The organism is Mesobacillus sp., from assembly GCF_049588175.1.
Taxonomy (GTDB): Bacteria; Bacillota; Bacilli; order Bacillales; family Cytobacillaceae; genus Mesobacillus.
Map to the genome: position 1 here is coordinate 1 of NZ_JBAVFI010000213.1, position 2,400 is coordinate 2,400.

Consider the following 2,400-nt stretch of genomic DNA (forward strand, 5'->3'; position numbering starts at 1 on the left):
CTGTAAAAGTAAAAGCAACATTCGATCTAGAAAAGCTTCCACTATCCGTGACATACGCAGGCAGAACGGTTTCAGCTTCAACTGGCTGGAGAATGCTTGATGAAATGTACGCTTATGATGGAAACGACCTTGGTGCGACTTACAAGGACGGCGCAGCAGAGCTTAAATTATGGGCTCCAAAAGCGAGCAAGGTTGTCGCTAACTTCTTTGATAAAAACAATGCCGCTGAAAAAATCGGCAGTATCGAGTTAACGAAGGGTGAAAAAGGAGTCTGGTCAGCAGACGTCAAACCTGGCGACCTGAACGTAACCGATCTTGAAGGTTATTTTTACCAGTATGATGTAACAAATGACGGCGTAACCCGCCAAGTGTTAGACCCTTACGCAAAATCAATGGCAGCCTTCACTGTAAATACAGAAGGCAATGCTGGTCCTGACGGAGACACTGTTGGCAAAGCGGCAATCGTTGACTTAAGCGGCACAAACCCTGAGGATTTCGATCATGCTAAAATCAAGGGCTATGAAAAACGTGAAGATGCAGTAATTTACGAGGCTCACATCCGTGACTTCACAGCCGACCCTTCCATCGAAGGTGACCTGAACGCAAGATGGGGTTCATACAAAGCGTTCATCGACAAGCTGGATTATCTAAAATCTCTTGGCGTCACACACGTTCAATTGCTTCCTGTAATGGCTTGGTATTACGGCGACGAAACGAAGATGGGCCAAAGAGAGCTTGAGTACTCGGCTGGCGGAAATGAATACAACTGGGGCTATGACCCACACAGCTACTTCTCTCCTGATGGCGCATATTCAGAGGATGCAACAAATCCTGAAAAGCGCGTGAAAGAACTGAAGCAGCTGATCGATGCAATTCACGATGCCGGAATGGGTGTCGTCCTAGACGTTGTTTACACTCATATGGCAAAAGCAAGCCAATTAAATGACATTGTTCCAAACTACTACGCGTTCCAGGACGATAAAGGAAATTTCCTTGGCGGCTTTGGAAACAACCTGGCAACAAGTCACACAATGGCAGAAAAATTAATGGTCGATTCAGTGAAATACTGGTTCGACGAATACAAGATTGACGGCATGCGCTTCGATATGATGGGTGACGCTACCTACCCTTCTATCCAAAATGCATATGACGCAGCAGCTTCCGTAAATCCTGATGCACTATTCATCGGTGAAGGCTGGAGAACATTTGCAGGCCACCTTTCCGACCCAGCACTTAAAGGCATGGGCGCAGACCAGGATTGGATGGATAAAACCGACAATGTTGGTGTATTCTCAGATGAAATCCGTAACGAATTGAAGTCCGGCTTCGGTTCTGAAGGCGAGCCTCGCTTCTTAACTGGCGGAGCTCGAGACATAAACACGATTTTCAACAACATCAAAGGTCAGCCAGGAAATACAGCTGACGACGATCCAGGCGACATGGTTCAGTACATCGCAGCGCATGACAACTTGCCGCTTCACGATGTTATTGCACAATCCATCAAAAAGGATCCAGCAGTACCTGAAAACGAGTTAGAAATTCACAAGCGCATCCGCCTTGGTAACTCGATTATTTTAACATCACAGGGAACTGCTTTCCTTCACTCAGGCCAGGAATACGGCAGAACGAAGCAATGGTTAGGTGAAGGCGTACCAGAGCAAAAATACACTGAGTTTAAAGATGAGTACGGAAATCCATTTGGATATTTCATTCACGACTCTTATGACTCATCTGATGCCATCAATAAATTCGATTGGCAGAAAGCAACAAACAAAGAGCAAAACCCTGTTAACACAACAACACAAGCCTTTACAAAAGGTTTGATCGAGCTAAGAAGATCAACGAATGCTTTCCGCTTAGGCGAAAAAGACTTAGTTGATTCGAATGTAACATTGCTTGATTTCCCTGAAGTAAAGGATACTGACCTATTCATCGCTTACGAGAACGTATCAACTGACAATACTGGCAATTACTATGTGTTCGTGAATGCGGATAATCAGACTCGTACGCTGACACTAGGCGATTACAACCTAACAGGCGGTACAGTTCTTGTTGATAGCGACGAAGCTGGAACAAAGCCTGTAACAGAGAAGTCTGGATTCAAGTTATCTAGGGATAAGTTAACGGTTGATCCTTTGACTACGGTAGTAATCAAGCTTGACCGTAAAGCAACTGATGCACCAGGCAGTGGTAACGGCGGTTCTAACCCGAACCCGCCTGCCCCGCCAGCTGGTGAGAAGCCTCACACAATTGAGCTTCCAGCATGGGCTGCTGAAGTGGTAAAAGAAAAGAATCCATCAGGCATGGTTGAAGTAATCACGAAGGTTGCTGCTGACAAAGTAGCAGAAATCGTAAAAGCAATCACAGCTGATAAAACAAACCTTGCAGTGAAACTAGAAA

1 protein-coding gene is annotated in these 2,400 nt (G+C 45.5%); it reads left to right on the forward strand.

The window, feature by feature from the left end; translation table 11 throughout:
* Positions 1 to 2,400: alpha-amylase family glycosyl hydrolase (locus tag WB217_RS05350; RefSeq protein WP_423991359.1), on the forward strand; the 2,400-nt coding region annotated here is incomplete at both ends.